Source organism: Xanthomonas bonasiae (assembly GCF_014836395.1).
In the GTDB taxonomy this organism is placed as follows: Bacteria; Pseudomonadota; Gammaproteobacteria; order Xanthomonadales; family Xanthomonadaceae; genus Xanthomonas_A; species Xanthomonas_A bonasiae.
Genome location: NZ_JACSQX010000002.1, coordinates 450,954 through 470,149, shown reverse-complemented (window position 1 = coordinate 470,149; position 19,196 = coordinate 450,954). Strand labels below are relative to the sequence as shown.

The following is a 19,196-nucleotide window of genomic DNA, read 5'->3' as shown; positions in this document are numbered from 1 at the left end:
CTCCGACAGGAGATATCCGCGTCGCCCGATGTGAGCGTTCGGCCGCTGCCTATCCGCGCAGTGGCCGAACGCAGTTACCAATCCCCAATCCCTACTCCCGAATCTCGGCTTCCACCGACCCATGCGCCTGCAACTGCTCCACCACCGCGCGCGCGGCCGCATTGGTGGAAATGCCATGGCCCGGGGCGGCGAGGTCGGCGGTGAAGGCGTGCGCGTTGAGCGCGGCGTCCACCGCCTGCTCGATCGCCTCGGCTTCGGCGTTCAGGCCCAGCGAATGGCGCAGCAGCAGCGCGGCGCTGAGGATGGTGGCGTAGGGATTGGCGATGCCCTTGCCGGCGATGTCCGGAGCCGAGCCATGGATCGGCTCGTACAGGCCGATTTTGCCTTCGCCCAGCGACGCCGACGGCAGCAGGCCCAGCGAACCGGCGAGCATCGACGCCTCGTCGGTGAGGATGTCGCCGAACATGTTCTCGGTGACGATCACGTCGTACTCGCGCGGCTTGGCCAGCAGGTGCATGGCCATCGAATCGACCAGCTGGTGCTCCAGGCGCACATCCGGGAATTCGTCGCGGCCGATGCGCGTGGCCACGTCGCGCCACAGCCGCGAGGTCTCCAGCACGTTGGCCTTGTCCACCGAGGTGACGTGGTTGCGGCGCTGCTGCGCCAGGCGGAACGCGCTGCGCAGGACCCGCTCGATCTCCTCGACGCTGTAGCGGCACAGGTCGCTGGCGTCGGTGGCGGTGCGGGTCTTGTCGCCGAAATAGATGCCGCCGGTCAACTCGCGCACCACCACGATGTCCACGCCGGTGAGCAGGTGCGGCTTGATCGGCGAGGCGTCCAGCGCTGCCGGATGCGGCTTGACCGGGCGCAGGTTGGCGAACAGGCCCAGGCCGCGGCGGATCGCCAGCAGGCCCTGTTCGGGACGGATCGTGGCGTTGGGATCGGACCACTTCGGCCCGCCGACCGCGCCCAGCAGCACCGCGTCGGCCTGCTGGCAGGCGGCCAGCGTCGCCGCCGGCAGCGGTTCGCCGTGGCGGTCGATGGCAATGCCGCCGATGTCGTGCTCGTGGAATTCGAAGGTGTGCTGGTAGCGGCGGGCGATGGTGCGCAGCACCGAGACCGCCGCGGCGGCGACTTCGGGGCCGATGCCGTCGCCGGGCAGGACGACGATGTCAGCGTGCATGGGTGGCCTCGTACTGTTCGATGGCGGGTTGGCGCAGCAGCAGGTAGCCGAGTTCGTCGACGCCTTCGAGCAGGCAGGTCTGCGAGAACTCGTCGAGCGGGAACGGATAGACGCGGCCGTCGGGCGTGCGCAGTTCGCGCGCGGCCACGTCCACTGTCAGCGCGTCGTCCGGGCGCTGCATCAGGGTCTGCACGTCGGCCTCGTCCAGCACGATCGGCAGCAGCCCGTTCTTGAGGCTGTTGTTGCGGAAGATGTCGGCGATCTCGCTGCTGACGATGGCGCGCAGGCCCAGATCGGTCAGCGCCCACGGCGCGTGCTCGCGCGAGGAGCCGCAGCCGAAGTTGCGCCCGGCCAGCAGGATCTGGCGGCCGGCGTTGTGCGGCTGGTTGAACGCGAACTCCGGGTTGGGCGTGCCGTCGGCCTGCCAGCGCCAGTCGTTGAACGCGTTGCGGCCGAGGCCGGCGCGCTCGGTGGTGGACAGGAACCGCGCCGGAATGATCTGGTCGGTATCGATGTTGGTCTGGCGCAGCACCACGCTGGCCGAGGTGAGGGCGGCGAATCCGGCCATCAGCAGGTCTCCTGGGACACGGTGGCGGGAGCGGCGACGGCCGCGTCGGGCAGCGATGCCGGCGGCAGCGCCGGAGTGGGGACGTGCGGCGGCAGCAGCGGCTTGCCGCGATGCGCGAAGGCGCGGGTGGTGGCGGCGACGAAGGTCAGCGTGGCCGCGAACGCGGCGATGTGCGGCACCATCACGCGACCTCCGCGAACAGCGTGCGCGGGTCGCTGACCTTGCCGTTCACCGCGGCCCAGGCCGCGGTCATCGGCGACGCCAGCAAGGTGCGCGAGCCGGGACCCTGGCGGCCTTCGAAATTGCGGTTGCTGGTGCTCACCGCCAGTTGCCCCGGCGCGACCAGGTCGCCGTTCATGGCGATGCACATCGAGCAGCCGGATTCGCGCCACTCGGCGCCGGCGGCGCGCACCACCTCGTGGATGCCCTCGGCCTCGGCCTGGCGCTTGACGATCTCCGAGCCCGGCACCACCAGCATGCGCACGTTCGGCGCGACGCGGCGGCCGCGCAGCACCTGCGCCACTTCGCGCATGTCGCTGAGCCGGCCGTTGGTGCACGAGCCGACGAACACCACGTCCACCGGGGTGCCGATCAGCGCGTGGCCGGATTCGAAATGCATGTAGTCCAGGCCCTTCTGCGCGGCCGCGTCCTGCGCCGCCGGAATCGGCACGTCCACCGCGATCGCGGTGCCCGGGTGGGTGCCCCAGGTCAGGGTCGGGCGGATGTCGCGCGCGTCGATGCGCACGTCCACGTCGAAGCGCGCGCCCGGATCGCTGCGCAGCTGCGACCAGCGCTGCACCGCGGCGTCGAACTCCGCGCCCTTCGGACCGCGCGGGGTGTTCGCCATCCAGTCGAAGGTGACCTGGTCCGGCGCGACCATGCCGGCGCGCGCGCCGGCCTCGATCGACATGTTGCACAGGGTCATGCGCTGCTCCATGTCCATCGCGGCGATGGTGGAGCCGCGGTACTCGAGCACGTGGCCGGTGCCGCCGTTGACCCCGATCACGCCGATGATGTGCAGGATCACGTCCTTGGCGCCGACGCCCGGCGCCAGTGGCCCGTCGACGGTGATCGACATGGTCTTGGCCTTGCGCTGCAGCAGGCATTGCGTGGCCAGCACGTAGCCGACCTCGCTGGTGCCGATGCCGAACGCCAATGCCCCGAAAGCGCCATGCGTGGAGGTGTGGCTGTCGCCGCAGACGATGGTCATGCCGGGCTGGGTGAAGCCCTGCTCGGGCGCGATCACGTGCACGATGCCGCGATTGTCCGAGGCCATGTCGAACAGCTCGATGCCGTAGTCGGCGCAGTTGCGCGCGAGCATGTCCACCTGCGCTTCGGAGGCCTTGGTGTAGTACGGCAGCTTGCCGTCGGCGCCGCGCGGCAGGGTCGGCGTGGAATGGTCCATCGTCGCCTTGGTGCGGTCGGGACGGCGCGGCTTCAGGCCGCGCGCCTTCAGTTCGGTGAACGCCTGCGGCGAGGTCACCTCGTGGATCAGGTGCAGGTCGATGTACAGCACCGCCGGGGCGGTGCCGCTTTCGGGGACGACGACGTGCGCGTCCCACAGTTTGTCGTACAGGGTGCGGGGGGTCGAAGACATTACGGGACTACCTGGCAGGGACGCTGGGCAAGGAGGGGGAGCGGTGAGAAGGGTGCATCGCGACGATGACGCTGGCGTGGCCGCTCAGGCGGCCGCCGTCGCGGCGCCGGCATGCGTGCCCTGGCGCTGGCGCAGCACGCGGTTGGCCACGTCCAGCCAGGCCAGCGCGCTGGCCTCGATGATGTCGCGGCTGGTGCCGCTGCCGTCGTATTCGGTCTCGCCGTGGCGCACGCTGAGGTTGGCCTCGCCGCGCGCATCGGCGCCGATGCCGACGCTGTGCACCTGGTAGCTGTCCAGGGTCAGCTGCACGCCGGTGGCCGCGGCCAGCGCGGCGAACAGCGCATCCACCGGGCCGTCGCCTTCGGCGCGCTCGCTGACCCGCTGGCCATCCGGATCGGACAGCTCGACCTGCGCGCTGGCGCGCTGGCCGCGGTCGCTGACGGTCATCGACGACAGCCGGTAGCCCTGGCTTTCCGGCGCGTCCTGCATCATCGCCTGCAGGTCGGCGTCGTTGACCACGCGCTGCTGCTCGCACAGCGCCTTGAACGCCTCGAACGCCAGGTTCAGTTCGGCCTCTTCCAGCACGTAGCCCAGCGCGCGCAGGCGCTGCTCGACCGCGGCGCGGCCGCTGTGGCGGCCCAGCACCATCTGCGAGGACTCCCAGCCCACGTCTTCCGGACGCATGATCTCGTAGGTGCCGCGGTGGCGCAGCATGCCGTGCTGGTGGATGCCCGACTCGTGGGCGAAGGCGTTGCCGCCGACGATCGCCTTGTTGCGCTGTACCGGCATGCCGACCAGCCGCTGCAGCAGCTGCGAGCTGGCGACGATGCGCTGGGTGTTGATCGCGGTGTCGATCTCGTAGAACGCGTTGCGCACCTTCAGCGCCATCGCGATCTCTTCCAGCGCGCAGTTGCCGGCGCGCTCGCCGATGCCGTTGATGGTGCATTCCACCTGCCGCGCGCCGCCTTCCACCGCGGCCAGCGAGTTGGCCACGGCCAGGCCCAGGTCGTTGTGGCAGTGGGTGCTGAAGATCACCCGCTCGGCGCCGGGCACGCTGGCGATCAGCCGCGCGAACATGCCGCGGATCTCTTCCGGGGTGGTGAAGCCGACCGTATCGGGCAGGTTGATGGTGGTGGCGCCGGCGGCGATCGCCACTGCGGTCACTTCGGCCAGGAAGTCTTCCTCGGTGCGGGTGGCGTCCTCGGCCGAGAACTCCACGTCGTCCACGTACTGGCGCGCCAGCGACACGTGCTTGCGCACCGATTCCAGCACCTGCTCGCGGCTCATCCGCAGCTTGTGCTCGCGGTGCAGCGGGCTGGTCGACAGGAACACGTGCAGGCGCGGCTTGGCCGCCGCCTCCAGCGCGCGCGCGGAGGTCTCGATGTCGGTGGCCAGGCAGCGCGACAGCACCGCCAGGGTCGGCTCGCGCAGTTCGCGGCCGATCAGCGCCATCGCCTCGCGGTCGGACTGCGAGCTGGCCGGGAAGCCGGTCTCGATGACGTCCACGCCCAGCTCGGCCAGGGCGCGCGCCATGACCAGCTTCTGCGGCGGAGTCATGCTGCAGCCGGGGGATTGCTCGCCGTCGCGCAGGGTGGTGTCGAAAATGCGGATGCGGGGGGTCTGGGAAGAAGGAGAAGTGTTCACCAGATGGTTTCCTCTACGGCGGCGGTGGCTGGCGGATGGGAGAGCGAAGACGCGGGGCGAGCGGGAGCGGGCGGGGCGGCGGCACGTTGGTTGCGAAGTCGCTCGGCATTGCGGCGGCGCGGCTTGCGTGGCGCGCGCGGGCGCACCTCCGACAGCAGCGTCGCCAGCACGCCGGCGTCGATGTTGCCACCGGACACCACCGCGCATTTGCGCTTGCCGGAGACGCGGCGGCCGGCCGCCAGGGCCAGCGCGCCGGCGCCCTCGGCGATGACGTGCTCCTCCAGCGCCAGGCGGACCAGCGTTTCGCGCAGTTCCGCCTCGCGCACGATCACCACGTCGTCGAGCAGGCTGGCGCACAGCCGGCGGGTGATGAACCCGGGGATTTTAACCTTGACGCCGTCGGCCAGGGTGGGCACCGGGTCGATCGCGCGGATATCGCCGCGGATCGCCCGCGCCATGGAATCCACGCCCTCGACCTGCGCGCCGACGATGCGCACGCCCTGCGAGCGCAGCGCCAGGGCCACGCCGGAGGCCAGGCCGCCGCCGCCGATCGGCACGATGACCACGTCCGGGGCGTGCGCGGCCAGCTCGATGCCGACCGTGCCCTGGCCGGCGATCACGTCCGGGTCGTCGAACGCGGACAGGAAGCGGTAGCCGTTCTGCTCGGCCAGTTCGCGGGCGAAGGCGTAGGCCTCGTCGTAGCTGTCGCCATGCTGGCGCACGGTGGCGCCCCAATGGGCGACGCCGGCGATCTTGGTCTGCGGCGCGCCGTGCGGCATCACCGTGATCGCCTGCACGCCCAGCCGGTGCGCGGCCCAGGCCACGCCCTGCGCATGGTTGCCGGCCGAGGCGCAGATGATGGTGCGCTCGTCGCCGCGCTCCAGCCCGGCCAGCAGCGCATTCAGCGCGCCGCGCACCTTGTAGGAGCCGGTGCGCTGCAGGTTCTCCAGCTTCAGCCACACGCCGAAACGCTCGGCGTAGTGCACCGGCGTCGGCGGCAGGTAGCGGCGCAGCCGCGCCTGCGCGGCCAGCACGTCGGCGACGCTGACCGCTACGTCGCCTACGTCGGGTTCCTGCGGGGCGGGGCGGCCGGTGTCAGGCATGAAGGGGCCGGGATTGGGGATTGGGGAGTAGGGATTCGACATGCGAATCCCGTGCCCGAAGAAGCGACCTCCCTGGAAGAAGACTCCTCCGCATCGTCGCCCGGCCCTGCCGCGCAGCCGGCATGAAGCCCGAGACCATGGAACTGCCAGCGCAGCCTCCGAATCCCGAATCTCCAATCCCCATTGCCGGCCTCATCATGGCACCACGTCCAACGCAGTCACCCGCACCGACTCGCAGTCGTACACCTTCTCCATCTGCAGGCGCAGGCTCTCGCCGGGGCGGGTGCCGTCCACCACCATCTGCAGGTGCCAGCGGCCGGCATCGTCGGCCACCGGCGCGCCGCTGATCGACAGCGGCGCGAAGCCGCGCCGTTCGGCCATGCCGATCGCGCGCAGCAGCGCGCCTTCGGCCGGCTTCAGCACCAGGTCAAGCTGGTATCGCATGGGGGATCTCCTGGCGCTGGGTCGCGGGGTTGCTCTCCAGCATGGTGCTGTTGGCGGTGTTCGGCGGCACCAGCGGCCACACGTTGGCGCGCGCGTCGATGGCCACGTGCAGCAGCGCCGGACCCGGCTGCGCCAGCAGCTCGGCCAGGCCTTCCTCGACCTGGCCGCGCGCGGTGATGCGCTTGGCCGGGATGCCGAACACCTGCGCCAGCGCGGCGAAGTCCGGGTTGTCGGACAGGTCGATCTCGCTGTAGCGCTCGGCGAAGAACAGCTCCTGCCACTGCCGCACCATGCCCAGCGAACTGTTGTCCAGCAGCACGATCTTCACCGGCAGCTTGCAGCGCGCGATGGTCACCAGCTCCTGCACGTTCATCATGAAACTGCCGTCGCCGCTGACCAGCACCACGGTGCGGTCGGGGCAGGCGAACTGCGCGCCCATCGCCGCCGGCAGGCCGAAGCCCATCGTGCCTAGCGCGCCGCTGGTCAGGTGGTTGCGCGGATGGTTGAAGCGGCAATGCTGGGCCACCCACATCTGGTGCTGGCCGACGTCGCAGGCGATCACGGTGTCGGCCGGCGCCAGCTCGCTCAGCCGCTTCAGCAGGCCGGGCGCGTAGATGTCGTCGCCCGGCGCGTCGTAGCGCGCGCCGAACTTCTCGCGATGGCCGATGCAGCGCGCGTGCCACGCCTCGCAGGTGCTGGTCGCCGCGCTCAGCGCGCGCAGCGCCTCGGCCACGTCGCCGGGCACGGCGATGTCGGCATGGCGCAGCTTGGAGATCTCGCAGGCGTCGGCGTCCAGATGGATGACCCGCGCGAACGGGGCGAACTCGGCCAGCTTGCCGGTGGCGCGGTCGTCGAAGCGCGCGCCGACCACGATCAGCAGGTCCGACTCCTGCACCGCCATGTTGGCGGCGCGGGTGCCGTGCATGCCGAGCATGCCCAGGTAGTGCGGATGCCCATGCGGCAGCGCGCCCAGCCCGCGCAGGGTCAGCACGGTCGGAATGCGGGTGGTGTCGACGAACTGGCGGAACGCGTCCACCGCATCGGCCAGGGCGATGCCGCCGCCGCCGTAGATCACCGGCTTGTCGGCGCCGGCGATCGCCGCCAGCGCTTCGGCCAGGGCCGCAGCGTGCGGCGCCGGCGGTGCCGGCACCGCGGCCGGCACGTGGTCGGGCAAGTGCGAGGCGTCGCCCAACTGCACGTCCTTGGGCAGATCGATCAGCACCGGTCCCGGACGCCCTTCGCGGGCGATGCGGAACGCGTCGCGCACCACCTGCGGCAGGTCGTCCACGCGGCGCACCAGGAAGCTGTGCTTGACGATCGGCAGGGTCAGCCCGAACACGTCCAGTTCCTGGAACGCGTCGGTGCCCAGCAGCGGCGTGGCGACCTGCCCGGTCAGGCAGATCATCGGCACCGAGTCCAGCATCGCATCGGCGATGCCGGTGACCAGGTTGGAGGCGCCCGGGCCGGACGTGGCGACGCAGACCCCGACCCGCCCGCTGGCGCGGGCGTAGCCGTTGGCGGCCAGCGCCGCGCCCTGCTCGTGGCGGACCAGGATGTGCTTGAGCTGGCTGTCTACCAGCGCGTCGTAGAACGGCATGATGGTGCCGCCCGGATAGCCGAACAGCGTGTCCACGCCTTCGGCTTCCAGGGCCTGCGTCAGCCAGCGCGCGCCGTTGCGGGGCGTGCCGTGAGCGGAGGAGTTCATACGGTGGCGACCTTTCGGTGGAAGCGGGTGGGGGAGCCGCGGGTTACGCGGCTTGGCCTGTCGCGGCCGGCTTGGCGGCAGCAGCGGCGTCGCCGTTCAGCCAGACCATCTTGGCGCGCAGCTGCTTGCCGACCACTTCGATCGGGTGCTCCAGGTCGGCCTGCTTGAACTTGTTGTAGTTCGGCAGCCCGGCTTCGTACTCGGCGACCCAGTTCTTGGTGAAGGTGCCGTTCTGGATGTCGGTCAGCACGTCGCGCATGCGCTCCTTGGTGGCCGCGTCGATGACCCGCGGGCCGCTGACGTAGTCGCCGTACTGCGCGGTCTCGGAGACGAACTCCAGCATGCGGGTGATGCCGCCTTCGTAGAACAGGTCCACGATCAGCTTCAGTTCGTGCAGCACTTCGTAGTAGGCGATTTCCGGCTGGTAGCCGGCTTCCACCAGCACTTCGAAGCCGGCCTGGACCAGCGACGAGGCGCCGCCGCACAGCACCGCCTGCTCGCCGAACAGATCGGTCTCGGTCTCTTCCTTGAAGGTGGTCTTGATCAGGTTGGCGCGCGCGCCGCCCAGGCCGGCGGCGTACTCGAGCGCGAACTGCTCGGCCTTGCCGCTCTTGTCCTGGTACACCGCCCAGATGCACGGCACGCCGCGGCCGATCTCGTACTCGCGGCGCACCAGCGCGCCCGGGCCCTTCGGCGCGACCAGCACCACGTCCAGGTCGGCGCGCGGCTTGATCATGTCGAAATGCACGTTCAGGCCGTGCGCGAACAGCAGGCAGGCGCCCTGCTTCATGTTCGGCGCCAGCACGTCGTCGTACAGCTTCTTCTGCACCATGTCCGGGGTCAGCACCGCGACCAGGTCGGCATCCTTGACCGCCTCGGCGGGGCTCTTCACCACGAAGCCGTCGGCCTGCGCCTTGGCTTCGGTCGGGCCGCCCGCGCGCAGGCCGACGGTGACATCGAAGCCGGACTCGCGCAGGTTCAGCGCGTGCGCGCGGCCCTGGCTGCCGTAACCGACGATGGCGATCTTGGTGGTGGGCTGGGCGGAACTGGTCATGGGGCGAATGTCCTCGGAACGGTGTGGGTAGGAAGGGAACGTGTGTTTCGCGGTTACTAAAATGAAAAACCCCGCGCCGTTGCCGGTGCGGGGTCTGATCGAATCCAGGCTGCTTGTCGCTTACACGCCGGTTCGTCCCGCACTTGTGGGCGAGGTAATAAGCACGAGTACGAGGAGCGACGCGGCGGCGTCCGCGCGCAGCGCGGCGGGCAGGCGGGTCGGCTTCGGGCTGGTGTGGCGATGCAACATGCAGCGAGATAAACATGGCCTTTGCGGGGCTGTCAACCCTGCCGCCGGCGCGCAACCGCGAATGTGCCGAAAGCCGCACCAACACAGCATCGTTACGCCTGAAACGGTGCGCCGGCGCAGTGCGCGCGCGGCCGATTGCGCGGAAAATCGGCGCGTCCCGGGCCTGCCACGCGGCGTCAACAGGCGGCCGCCCTCCTGCGGTAATCTGGCGCGGCTGCCACGGCCCGGCCGTTGCCGGCCACCTTCAATCACTCCCGTTCGACGATCCGGCGCATGCATTCCGAATCTCTTCCCGTGGCGGTCGCTCCGCGCAAGGCCTCCGCGTCGGCCGTGGCCGAGAGCGAGCAGGTCACCAGCCTGCTGCAGCGCTGGCGCAGCGGCGACGCGCAGGCCGAAACGCAATTGCTGGAACTGGTCTATGCCGCGCTGCGCGAGATGGCCGCCGCGCGCATGGCGGCGCGCCAGGGCGACGCCTTGCTGCAGCCGACCGCGCTGGTCCACGAAGCCTTGCTGCGCATGCTCGATGCCGACGTGGAGTACCGCGACCGGGTGCATTTCTTCGCCCTGGCCTCGCTGAAGATGCGCGCGGTGCTGGTCGACTACGCGCGCGCCAACCTGGCCGCCAAGCGCGGCGGCGGGGCGATGATGATGACCCTGTCGCATGCCGACCGCGACGGCGCCGCGCCCAGCGAGGAATACCAGGTGCTGGCCCTGCACCAGTCGCTGCAGCGCTTCGCCGGTTTCGACCCGCGCGCGGCGCATGCGGTGGAGCTGGCCTATTTCGGCGGCATGACCCATGACGAGATCGCCTGCCTGCTGGAGGTGTCGGTGCCGACCGTCGAGCGCGACCTGCGCATCGCCCGCGCCTGGCTCAAGCGCGAACTCAGCGCCGATCCGGGCCGCCCATGAGCGAGGACCGCTGGCAACAGGTGCGCCAGCTGTTCGAATCGGTCTGCGACCTGCCGCCGGCGCAGTGGCAGCCGACCCTGGAGCGGCTCAGCCAGGATCCGGCGCTGGTGCAGGAGGCGCTGGCCCTGCTCGCCGCGCAGACCGTGCAGCTGCAGCAGTTGGCCGCGCCGTTGCGGGCGCTGGCCGGACGCATGGCCGCGCCGGAACTGGGCGTGGGCGACCGGCTCGGCCCGTGGCGGCTGACCCGCTTCCTGGCCAGCGGCGGCATGGGCAGCGTGTTCGTCGCCGAGCGCGCGGACGAGCAGTATCAGCAGCAGGTGGCGGTGAAACTGCTGCGTGGCCTGCCCGACGCGCTGACCGCGCAGCGGCTGGCCGCCGAACGGCAGATCCTGGCCAGCCTGCAGCATCCCAATATCGCGCGCCTGTACGACGGCGGCGCCACCCCGGGCGGGCAGCCGTACCTGGTGATGGAGTACGTCGACGGCATCGCCCTGGACCGCTATCTGCAAGAGCAGGCGCCGGACCTGCCGGCGCGGCTGCAGCTGTTCCTGCGCATCTGTCGCGCGGTGCAGGCGGCGCACCAGCGCCTGGTGCTGCATTGCGACCTGAAGCCGGGCAACGTGCTGGTGCGCGCCGACGGCGAGCCGGTGCTGCTGGACTTCGGCATCGCCCGGCTGCAGGACGCGGCCGACGGCGCCGAGCGCGGCCGCTTCTGCACGCCGCCCTACGCCAGCCCGGAACTGCTGGCCGGGCAGCCGGTGGGCGTGGCCGGCGACGTCTACAGCCTGGGCGTGATGCTGATCGAAGTGCTGTCCGGGCAGCGCCTGCCGGCGCAGACCGGGGCCGGCGCGGCGTGTCCGCGGCCCAGCGCGCTGGCGCGGCTTCCTGCCTTGCGCCGGCGCCTGCGCGGCGATCTCGACGCGATCGTGGCCAAGGCCTGCGCGCAGGATCCGGCGCAGCGCTATGCCAACGTCGCCGAACTGGCCGCCGATCTGCAGCGCCATCTCGGCCACCGCCCGGTGCAGGCGCGCCGCGGCGGCCGCCGCTATGCGCTGGCCCGCCTGCTGCGCCGGCGCTGGCGCGAAAGCGCGGTGGCCGCGGCGGTGCTGCTGCTCAGCGCCGGCTTCATGTGGCGCCTGCTGGAGACCCGCGCGCAGGCGCAGCGCGAGGCGGCGATCGCGCAGCAGGTCAGCCAGTTCATGACCGACGCGTTCGATGCCGCCGACCCGCGCAGCCGCGGCGCGCAGGGCACCGCGACGATCAGCGCGCAGCAGGTGTTGGACCGCTCCGCCGCGCAGCTCGACCGGGGCCTGGCGCAATCGCCGGCGGTGCGCGCGCGGCTGCGGGCCACGCTCGGCCGCGCCTACCTGAACCTGGGCCAGGAAGCGCGTGCCGAGGCGTTGCTGCGCCAGGCCGCGCGCGAACTGCGCAGCCCCCAGGTGGACGAACCGGCGTCGGCATCGCAGGCGCTCAGCGACCTGGCGGTGCTGCTGTACAACCAGGATCATGGCGATGCGGCCCTGGCGGCGGCGACCGAGGCGCTGCGCCTGGCCGAACGCAGCGAAGCGCGCGACCCCCTGGCCAAGGCGACCAATGCGTTGGGCCTGGCCTTGAGCCGTATCGGCCGCGCCGACGAGGCGGTGGCGATGCTGCAGCGTTCGCTGGCGCTGCGCATGCAGCCGGGTGTGAAGACCGACGGCGGCCCGTCGACGGCAATGCACAACCTGGGCCAGGTGTTCAAGGCCAAGGGCGACCAGGCGCAGGCCGAGCAGTGGTACCGGCGCGCGCTGGCGCTGAAGGAACGCGAATTCGGCGTGCGCAGCGTCGACTACCTGCACAGCGCCGAAGGCCTGGCGAAGGCGCTGGCCGCGCGTGGCGCCTTGCCCGAGGCGAGCGCGCTGATGCAGCGCAACCTGGAGCTGGCGCGCGCGCTGTACGGCGCGCACAGTCCGCTGCTGGCCGATGCGGAAAACGAACTGGCGTCGGTGTACCAGGATGCCGGCGATTTCGCCGCCGCACGCACGCACTATCTGCGGGCGCTGGCGATGCTGCCGGCGCTGGGCCTGGCGCAAAGCGTCGACCATGCGCGCTATCTCAACAACCTGGCCACGCTCGAGGAATCGCGCGGCGACCTGGCGGCGGCCGAAGACCTGTATCGGCAGTCCTGGCAGATCCGCCGCCAGCGTCTGGACGCGGACGATCCGATGACGCTCAACGCCGAAGGCAACCTCGGCCGCATGCTGCTGCGCCAGGACCGGCTGGGCGAGGCCGAGCCGTTGCTGCGGCACGCCTACGCGGGCATGGCGCGGCTGTATCCCGCCGATCATCCGCGGCAACTGGTGCAGCGCCTGAGCCAGGTGGAACTGCGCATGCGCCGCGGCGAGCTGGCGCGCGCGCAACGCGAACTGGACGCGCTGCGACCCGCGGCCGGCTGGCCATCGACGCAGCTGCAGCGGCGCCGCGACATGTTGGCCGCGGAACTGGCGCAGCGCGCCGGCGACCGCGCCGCGGCGCTGCGCGGCTGGGAACGGGTGGTGCAGGCGAACCAGGCCGAACTGGGCAGCGCGGCGGTGCCCACCGCGATGGCGCGGGTGTCGCTGGCCGAAGCCCTGCTCGCCGTGGAGCGGCGCGACGAAGCGCGTGCGCAGCTGCAACAGGCGCGTCCGGTGCTGGTCGCGCAGCTGGCGCCGCAGGCCGAGTTGCTGCGGCGGCTGGACGCCGGGCAACAGACGCTGGCGCTGCGCTGAGCGGGCGCGCGGCGCACGCAGCGCCGATACGTGCGCGGTCGCAGGCGCTCCCGTCGAGAGGGCGGATACGCCGCCGCAGCTGCGCGCGCGGCTCCGCTCGGGTAGGGTGGCGCGGTATCCGCTGTGGGGAATGCGCATGTCCGTTTCGAAGTTTTCCGTGGCATGCCTGGCGCTCGCGCTGGGCCTGCCGTCGCTGGCCGCTGCGGCCGACCGCGTCACCGGCCAGGCGTTCGCCACGCGCTCGGAAGTGATCGCGCCGCACGCGATGGCCGCCACCTCGCAGCCGCTGGCCACGCAGATCGCGCTGGACACGATGAAGGCCGGCGGTTCGGCGGTGGATGCGGCGATCGCCGCCAACGCCGCGCTCGGACTGATGGAACCGACCGGCAACGGCGTCGGCGGCGACCTGTTCGCGATCGTGTGGGATCCGAAGACCCACAAGCTCTACGGCTACAACGGTTCGGGCCGTTCGCCCAAATCGCTGACCCTGGCCGAGTTCCAGCGCCGCGGCTTGAAGGACATTCCGCCGACCGGGCCGCTGCCGGTGTCGGTGCCGGGCGCGGTGGACGGCTGGTTCGCGCTGCACGAGCGCTTCGGACGCCGGCCGATGGCGCAGAACCTGGCGCCGGCGATCCGCTACGCCCGCGAGGGCCACCCGGTGGCCGAGACGATTGCCTATTACTGGGACCGCTCGGTGCCGCGGCTGTCGCAGTATCCCGGCTTCAAGGAACAGTTCACCATCGACGGCCATGCGCCGCGCAAGGGCGAGCTGTGGAAGAACCCGAACCTGGCCGATACGCTGCAGCAGATCGCCGACGGCGGCCGCGACGCGTTCTACAAGGGGCCGATCGCGCGCACCATCGATGCCTATTTCAAGGCCAACGGCGGCTTCCTGAGCTACGACGACCTGGCCAGCCACCACGGCGAATGGGTCGAGCCGGTCAGCAGCAACTATCGCGGCTACGACGTGTGGGAACTGCCGCCCAACAGCCAGGGCATCGCCGCGCTGCAGATGCTCAACATCCTGGAGGGCTACGACTTCTCCAAGATCCCGTTCGGCTCGGCCGAGCACATCCACCTGTTCGCCGAGGCCAAGAAACTGGCCTTCGCCGACCGCGCGCGCTTCTACGCCGATCCGGCGTTCCAGCCGGCGCCGCTGGCCAAGCTGATCTCCAAGGACTACGCCGCGCAGCGCCGTGCGCTGATCTCGATGGACAAGGCCCTGAAGGAAGTGCAGCCGGGCACGCCGAAACAGTTGGAGGAAGGCGACACCATCTACCTGACCGTGGCCGATGCCGACGGCATGATGGTGTCGCTGATCCAGTCCAACTACCGCGGCATGGGCAGCGGCATGGCGCCGCCGGGGCTGGGCTTCATCCTGCAGGACCGCGGCGAGATGTTCGTGCTCAAGAAGGACCATCCCAACGGCTACGCGCCGGGCAAGCGCCCGTTCCAGACCATCATCCCGGCGTTCGTGACCAAGGACGGCAAGCCGTGGCTCAGCTTCGGCGTGATGGGCGGGGCGATGCAGCCGCAAGGGCATGTGCAGATCGTGATGAACCTGATCGATTTCCACATGAACCTGCAGGAAGCCGGCGATGCGCCGCGGATCCAGCACGAAGGGTCGACCGAACCGACCGGGCAGGCCACGGCGATGAGCGACGGCGGCGAGCTGAATCTGGAAACCGGGTTTTCCTACGACGCGATCCGCGCGCTGATGCGCAAGGGCCACCGCGTGATCTTCGCCGACGGCCCGTACGGCGGCTACCAGGCGATCGCGCGCGACCCGGTCAGCGGCGTGTACTACGGCGCCTCGGAAAGCCGCAAGGACGGGCAGGCCGCAGGCTACTGAGCCTGCGCCGCGGCAGTGCCGCCGTCGGCTCGCGTGCGGTAGCCGGCGCGCTGCGGCGGTGCGCGCGCCGGCGCCGGCGCGCTCACTCCTGCGCTTGCGCGCCGCCCACCTCGGTGCGCGTCTGCTCCTGCGCCGCCTGTTCGCGCGCGATCCATGCCTCGATCATGTGCCTGGCGCGTCGAGCGCGGCGGCGTTCCCGGGTGTGCTCGGCGTCCAGCACGCGGTAGAGCGAAACGATCACCAGCACCATCAGCAGCGCGAACGGCAGCGCGGCGATGGTGATCATGCCCTGCAGCGCGTCCAGGCCGCCGGCCAGCAACAGGACCGCCGCGATCAGCGCCACCGCCACACCCCAGACCAGCTTGCGCGCCAGCGGCGGGTCGCCGGCCTCGTCGGTGGACATGCTGGCCAGCACCAGTACCGCCGAGTCGGCCGAGCTGACGAAGAAGATCATCAGCAACAGCAGGGCCAGGCCGGACAGCAGCAGCGACCCCGGCAGGCTGTCGAACAGGGTGAACAGTACCGTTTCGTAGCCGTTGCCCAGCGCCTGCAGCATGTCGACGTGGCCGAACAGCTGCGACCACAGCGCGGTGCCGCCGAACACCGAGAACCATACGAAGCCGAGCAGAGTGGGAGCCAGCACCACGCCCACCACGAACTCGCGGATGCTGCGTCCGCGCGACACGCGGGCGATGAACGCGCCGACGAACGGCGCCCAGGCGATCCACCAGGCCCAGTAGAAAATGGTCCATTCGGCCACCCACTTGCTGCCGGAGAACGGCGACATGCGCAGGCTCATCGTCACCAGCTGGTTGAGATAGGAACCCAGCGTGGTGGTGAAGGTGTCGAAGATGAAGCCGGTCGGGCCGAGCACCAGCACCGCGGCCAGTAGCAACGCGGCCAGCGCCAGGTTGAAGTTGGACAGCCACTTGATGCCGCGCTCCACGCCGCTGGCGGTGGAGGCCATGTACAGCACGAAGGCCACGGCGATGATGGCCATCTGCACGGGGATGCTCGCCTGCACGCCGAACACGCGGTGCAGGCCGGCGGCGATCTGGATCGTGCCGAAGCCCAGCGTGGTGGCGACGCCGATCGCGGTGGCCACCACTGCGGCGATGTTCACCGCCTGCCCGATCCAGCCGCGATGATGGCGGCCGATGACCGGCTGCAGCATGTCGCTGACCAGTCCGCGGCCGTTGCGGTTGTACTGGAACCAGGCCATCGCCAGGCCGATCAGCGCATAGATCGCCCAGGGATGCAGGCCCCAGTGGAAGAACGCGTAGCGCATCGACGCGCGCGCCGCCTCCATGCTTTGCGGCGGCAAGCCTTCCGGCGGTTTGAGGAAGTGCGAGATCGGCTCGGCCGCACCCCAGAACACCAGGCCGATGCCCATGCCGGCAGCGAACAGCATCGACAGCCAGCTGGCGCGGGAGAAGTCCGGCTCGGCATCCTCGCCGCCGATGCGCAGATGGCCGAAGCGGCCGAAGGCCAGATACAGCATGAAGGCCAGGGTCAGGAACACCACCAGCAGGTACATCCAGCCGGCGCCGCGGATGACCTGGAGCAGCGTCGCTTGCACCACGTCGTTGAACGGGCCGGGCGCGATGCCCGCGATCAGCACCAGCAGGGCCACCAGCGCGATGGAAATACGGAACACCATGGAGCAGCGTCTCCGGGCAAGGGGTCGAGGGGGAGCGCGCCGGCCTTGCAGCGATGCGCAAGGGCAGGCGGCACGCAGCGGTTGCCGGTCCGGAATCGCCGCAGCGACAGCGAAGCGGCGGTCACTAACGAAGCCGGCAACGATACCCGGCGCATCGTCACGGTACCGTTATGGTGCGCTGCGGCCGGTGCCGGAGCGGTGCGGATCCAAGGTTCTTTCTTTCAGGCAAACCAGGCTACACGGCACGCAGCCGGGTCCGCCGCGTCCCACGCACTCGGCGCCGGCTCCCTTCACGACGCTGTCCGCTCCCATCGGCTGTGATTCTCGCCATCGCGGCGCGGCCATCGGCACCTGATTCCGCCAAAGCCCGGACATGACGCCGATCCCGGTTGCGCGTGTCTCCGCTCAGGTTGCACGGCGGCGGCCGATACCATGGCGGAAGAATTCCTGGAGGGGAAGACGATGTCGTTGTTCACACGCGGTCCGAACGCCGATGCCGGACATGCCGCGGCCCTGCCGGACGCACCGGTGGCGTTGCTGCGGTTGGACCCGCAAGGCCGGGTCTGCGCCGCCAATCGTGCCGCGCTGGACCTGCTCGGGGTGCACGCGGAGGCCGTGCTCGGCGAACCCAGCGAAGCGGTGTGGGGCCTGCCGCTGGCGTCGCTGGTCGGTGCGGAAGGCAGCTGGCTGGCGTCGGACGCCGATCCGGCGCGGCGCGTGCGCTATCAACGCGATCGCGACGGCGACGGTTGGCTGCTGTCGCTGCCGCATGCGGAAACCGCCGCGCTGCTGCGCGACGTCGCCCTGCTCGGCGCCGGGCAGGCGCAAGACGCCATCAGTCCGGCGCTGCAGGCGCTGGCGCAGCGGCTGCAGGCCGGTGCGCAGGCGCAGGCCTTGCTGGACCGGGTCGGCGAGCGCCTGACCGGGTGCGATCTGGACCTGGGACTGAGCACGCCGCTGTCCGCGCAGGAAACCGAGGCGATGGCCGGGCGGCGTCTGTCGGCCGGCTTCGGCAATCTGGCCGAGGCGATCCGCCAGGCGGTGGCGCTGTCGTTGCAGATCGCCGCCGACGTGCCGCACGTGGTCGCCGAGAACGAGGAACTGGCGCAGCAATCGCAGACCCAGATGGAGGCGCTGCAGACGGTGGTGGCGACCACCCGGCGGCTGCTGCAGGGCCTGCACGAGATGGACCAGGAGCTGCGCGCGGTGATCGCGGTGGCGGCCAGCGCCGACGACAGCGCGCGCCAGGGCGTGGAAGCGGCGCGTGCGCTGGGCCAGGCGATGCGCGAAGTGGAGCGTCGTTCGGCGCGCGCCACCGAGGTCATCGAGGTGATCGACGCGGTCGCGTTCCAGACCAACATCCTGTCGATCAACGCCAGCATCGAGGCGGTGCACGCCGGCGCCGCCGGGCGCGGCTTCGCCGTGGTCGCCAGTGAGATCCGGCGCCTGGCCGAACGCGCCGCCGCCGCTGCGCGCGACGTGCGCGTCATCATCGGCGAGACCGGCAGCGCCTTGCACGACAGCGCCGCCTCGGCGCAGCGCACCGAGCAGGTGCTCGGCGGCATCGGCCAACTGCTCGGCCGCGCCAGTGCGGCGATGGAAACCGTGGCCACCCGCGTCGCCGCGCAAGGCGAAGAGATCGGCGGCATCGATCGCGCGGTCGAGCACGTGGTCGGGCTCAGTCGCAGCAACCTGGAGCATGTCGCGCGCGTGGTCGAGCGCAGCGCGGCGCTGGCCGCAGGCAGCACCACGCTGCACGACTGCGTGGGCCTGTTCCGCTTGCCGTCCGATCCGATGCAGCAGCCGCGGCACGCGCGCATCCGCGAACTGGCCACGGCGACCGCCGGCAGGATCGGGCAGGCGCTGGCCGATGCGGTCGCACGCGGCCGCATCGGCGAGGACGCGCTGTTTTCCACCGACTACACGCCGATCGCGGGCATCGATCCGCCCAAGTACCGCACCGCCTTCGATGCGTTGTGCGACGAACTGCTGCCGCCGCTGCAGGAGCCGCTGCTGGCCGCGCATCCGTGGATCGTGTTCGCGATCTGCGCCAATCCGGACGGCTACGTGCCGACCCACAACCTGCGCTTCAGCCAGCCGCTGAGCGGCGACCGCGCCCGCGATCTGGTCGGCAACCGCACCAAGCGCATGTTCACCGATCGGGTCGGGCGCAGCGTCGGCCGCCATACCCAGCCCTATCTGTTGCAGGTGTATCGGCGCGACACCGGGCAGATCCTGTTCGACCTGTCGGTGCCGGTGCACGTGCGCGGCCGCCACTGGGGCGGGCTGCGCGTGGCCTACGTGCTGGAATGAGCGTCGCGGCGAACGCCGCACAAAAAAACGCCACCGGGGTGAGCCGGCGGCAGGGAGAGAGAGACGTCGTTCTTGTGGGACCCAGGCTAGGCCCGGTATTTCGCCGGGGTTTGCCGCAATGGCGTGCGCGCGTGCCGGCGCTGACAAGAAGCGGATCCGGTTGTGCAC

General features: G+C 70.8%; 14 protein-coding genes. 4 read left to right on the top strand and 10 right to left on the bottom strand.

Features of this window, described 5'->3' with window-relative positions; all coding sequences use genetic code 11:
• Positions 1–91 precede the first annotated feature (91 nt).
• The 9 genes from leuB to ilvC all read right to left on the bottom strand — a co-directional run bounded on the left by leuB (position 92) and on the right by ilvC (position 9,298).
• Positions 92–1,183: a 3-isopropylmalate dehydrogenase gene (leuB, locus tag H9658_RS04780; RefSeq protein WP_191824529.1), complete on the bottom strand. Its 1,092-nt coding sequence runs from the start codon at positions 1,181–1,183 to the stop codon at positions 92–94.
• Entirely contained in the window at positions 1,173–1,751 is a 579-nt protein-coding gene (leuD, locus tag H9658_RS04775; RefSeq protein ID WP_179567079.1) for a 3-isopropylmalate dehydratase small subunit, read from the bottom strand. Before leuD ends, leuB begins: the two co-directional genes overlap by 11 nt.
• Entirely contained in the window at positions 1,751–1,933 is a 183-nt protein-coding gene (locus H9658_RS04770; protein WP_179567077.1) for a hypothetical protein, read from the bottom strand. Before H9658_RS04770 ends, leuD begins: the two co-directional genes overlap by 1 nt.
• Complete coding sequence (gene leuC, locus H9658_RS04765; protein WP_191824528.1) at positions 1,933–3,348, bottom strand: 3-isopropylmalate dehydratase large subunit; 1,416 nt, start codon at positions 3,346–3,348, stop codon at positions 1,933–1,935. Before leuC ends, H9658_RS04770 begins: the two co-directional genes overlap by 1 nt.
• An 84-nt stretch (positions 3,349–3,432) precedes the next feature.
• Positions 3,433–4,992: a 2-isopropylmalate synthase gene (locus H9658_RS04760; RefSeq protein WP_179567073.1), complete on the bottom strand. Its 1,560-nt coding sequence runs from the start codon at positions 4,990–4,992 to the stop codon at positions 3,433–3,435.
• Positions 4,989–6,095: a threonine dehydratase gene (locus H9658_RS04755; RefSeq protein ID WP_179568015.1), complete on the bottom strand. Its 1,107-nt coding sequence runs from the start codon at positions 6,093–6,095 to the stop codon at positions 4,989–4,991. Before H9658_RS04755 ends, H9658_RS04760 begins: the two co-directional genes overlap by 4 nt.
• A 195-nt stretch (positions 6,096–6,290) precedes the next feature.
• Positions 6,291–6,539: an ACT domain-containing protein gene (locus H9658_RS04750; protein WP_179567071.1), complete on the bottom strand. Its 249-nt coding sequence runs from the start codon at positions 6,537–6,539 to the stop codon at positions 6,291–6,293.
• Positions 6,523–8,244, bottom strand: coding sequence for an acetolactate synthase 2 catalytic subunit (gene ilvG, locus H9658_RS04745; RefSeq protein WP_191824527.1), 1,722 nt, complete (start codon positions 8,242–8,244; stop codon positions 6,523–6,525). Before ilvG ends, H9658_RS04750 begins: the two co-directional genes overlap by 17 nt.
• Positions 8,245–8,287: 43 nt before the next feature.
• A complete protein-coding gene (ilvC, locus tag H9658_RS04740; RefSeq protein WP_191824526.1) occupies positions 8,288–9,298 on the bottom strand; it encodes a ketol-acid reductoisomerase in 1,011 nt (336 codons plus the stop codon).
• A gap of 522 nt (positions 9,299–9,820) precedes the next feature.
• On the opposite strand from ilvC, the gene H9658_RS04735 reads away from it, so the two are divergent.
• The 3 genes from H9658_RS04735 to ggt all read left to right on the top strand — a co-directional run bounded on the left by H9658_RS04735 (position 9,821) and on the right by ggt (position 15,055).
• Complete coding sequence (locus H9658_RS04735) at positions 9,821–10,456, top strand: ECF-type sigma factor (RefSeq protein WP_191824525.1); 636 nt, start codon at positions 9,821–9,823, stop codon at positions 10,454–10,456.
• On the top strand, positions 10,453–13,203 hold the full coding sequence (locus tag H9658_RS04730; protein WP_191824524.1) for a serine/threonine-protein kinase: 2,751 nt from the start codon (positions 10,453–10,455) through the stop codon (positions 13,201–13,203). Before H9658_RS04735 ends, H9658_RS04730 begins: the two co-directional genes overlap by 4 nt.
• Positions 13,204–13,339: 136 nt before the next feature.
• Positions 13,340–15,055: a gamma-glutamyltransferase gene (ggt, locus tag H9658_RS04725; protein ID WP_225209737.1), complete on the top strand. Its 1,716-nt coding sequence runs from the start codon at positions 13,340–13,342 to the stop codon at positions 15,053–15,055.
• A gap of 82 nt (positions 15,056–15,137) precedes the next feature.
• Here ggt and H9658_RS04720 read toward each other — a convergent pair whose 3' ends face one another.
• Positions 15,138–16,715, bottom strand: coding sequence for a BCCT family transporter (locus H9658_RS04720; protein ID WP_191824523.1), 1,578 nt, complete (start codon positions 16,713–16,715; stop codon positions 15,138–15,140).
• Between the two features lie 462 nt (positions 16,716–17,177).
• Here H9658_RS04720 and H9658_RS04715 point away from each other — a divergent pair, with 462 nt between their 5' ends.
• Positions 17,178–19,028 (top strand): methyl-accepting chemotaxis protein, encoded by a 1,851-nt coding sequence (locus H9658_RS04715; RefSeq protein WP_179567059.1) that lies wholly within the window; start codon positions 17,178–17,180, stop codon positions 19,026–19,028.
• The last annotated feature ends 168 nt before the right edge of the window (positions 19,029–19,196 follow it).